Here is a 2226-nt window from a genome sequence, read left to right on the forward strand (position 1 = left end):
CATGAACGTCAGCATCAGGCCCATGTCGGCCTGGAACTTGATGGCCGAGAAGATCCAGGTGCACACGCCGATCGCCAGGCACAGGCCGGTGAACAGCACCGCCTTGCCGGTGGATTTCAGCGTCTGGTAATAGGCTTCCTGCAGCGGCAGGCCCGCGCGCAGGAAGCTCTCCAGGCGGCTGTAGATGTAGATGCCGTAGTCCACCCCAATGCCCACGCCCAGCGCCACCACCGGCAGGGTCGCGACCTTGACGCCGATGCCCATGAACGCCATCAGCGCGTTGCCCAGCACCGAGGTCAGCACCAGTGGCAGCACGATGCACAGCGTCGCGGCGAAGGAGCGGAAGGTGATCAGGCACATCACCGCCACACAGATGTACACCAGGATCAGGATGGTCAGCTCGGCCTGCTTGATCACCTCGTTGGTGGCCGCCTCGATGCCGGCGTTACCCGCCGCCAGCTGGAACTGCAGGCCGTCGCTGTCATGGCTGGCGGCGAACTGCTTGATCACCGCCACGGCGCGGTCGAGGGTCTCGGCCTTGTGGTCGTTGAGGAACACCAGCAGCGGCGCCAGCGAGCAATTGCCGTTGTACAGGCCGTCGGCGCGGGCCACCGAGCTGTTGAGCACCTCGGGGTTGCGCGACAGGCTTTCCCACTTGAGGTTGCCCTCGTTCATGCCCTTGATCACCTGCTTGCTCACCGTGACCAGCGACACCGTCGACTGCACCCCGGCGGTGTTGTCCAGCTGCCACATCAGCTCGTCCATCGGCTGCATGGTCTCGTAGCGCGAGCAGCCTTCGGCGGCGGTCTGCACCATCACCACCAGCACGTCGGAGCTGGTGGCGTAGTGGTCGATGATGAACTGGTTGTCCTGGTTGTAGCGCGAGTCGGGGCGCAGTTCCGGGGCGCCCTGGTCGAGGTCGCCGATCTTCAGGTTGTGGCCGTACCACAGGCCGCCACCCAGGGCGATCAACGCCAGCGCGACCGACACCGGCGCCACTTTCGGGCTGGCAAAGTTCGACAGCGCGCGCCAGAACGGGTGCTCGCGCACCGCGTCCTTCTTGCTGCGTTCGATGGCGCGTTTGCTGATGCCCACGTAGGAAATCGCCACCGGCAGCAGGATCAGGTTGGTGAACACGATCACCGCCACGCCGATCGAGGCGCCGATGGCCAACTCGCGGATCACGCCGATGTCGATGATCAGCAGGGTGATGAAGCCCACGGCGTCGGCCAGGATCGCGATCATGCCCGGCAAAAACAGCTGGCGGAAGGTGCGCCGCGCCGCCGTCAGGGCGTTGTCGGCGTCGCTGGACTGCAGGGCGATGCCGTTGATTTTCTGCACGCCGTGGGAGATGCCGATGGCGAAGATCAGGAACGGCACCAGCATCGAATACGGGTCCAGGCCGAAGCCGAAGGCGTGCATTAGCCCCAGCTGCCAGACCACCGCCACCAGCGTGGTGCTGAGCACGGCGATGGTGCTGCGCAGGCAGTTGGTGAAGAAATACAGCAGCACCAGGGTGATGACGAAGGCGACGCCGAAGAACATCACCACCATGATCAGCCCGTCGATCAGGTCGCCGACCTTCTTCGCGAAGCCGACGATGTGCACCTTGACGTTGGGGTTCTGCGCCTGGAACTTGTCGCGGATCTTTTCCTCAAGGCTGTGGGAAAACTTTTGGTAGTCCAGATTCAGCAGCTTGCCCTGGTCGTTGGGGTCGGGGTAGGACTCCAGCAGCGGGATCTCGACGATGCTCGACTTGAAGTCGTTGGCCACCAGCCGCCCCACCTGGCCGGACTTGAGGATGTTGCTGCGCAGCAATTCGAGGCTGTCGGCCGAGCCGTTGTAGCTCTGCGGAATCACCTCGCCGCCGGCAAAGCCCTCCTCGGTGACCTCGGTCCAGCGTACGCTGGGGCTCCACAGCGACTTCATGCCCGAGCGGTCGACGCCGGGAATGTAGAACGCCTCGTCATTGATCTGCCGCAACGTCTCCATGTAGTCCTTGTTGAAGATGTCGCCGTTCACCGCCTCCACCGAGATGCGCACGGTGTTGCCCAGGTTGGCCAGGTCATTGCGGTGCTCGAGCATGCGCTGGATGAACGGGTGCTTGAGCGGGATCATCTTCTCGAAGCTGGTGGAGGGACGGATCTGTGTGGCTTGCCAGAACAGGAAGAGGCTGGCCAGCAGGCAGAGGATGATGACCGAAGGACGGTTGTTGAAGATCAGGCG

General features: G+C 63.6%; 1 protein-coding gene. It reads right to left on the reverse strand.

The window, feature by feature from the left end; translation table 11 throughout:
• Positions 1-2226 (reverse strand): efflux RND transporter permease subunit (locus ACWKWX_RS32565; protein WP_483829920.1); only part of this gene is annotated, 2226 nt, incomplete at both ends.

The organism is Pseudomonas imperatae (assembly GCF_057128625.1).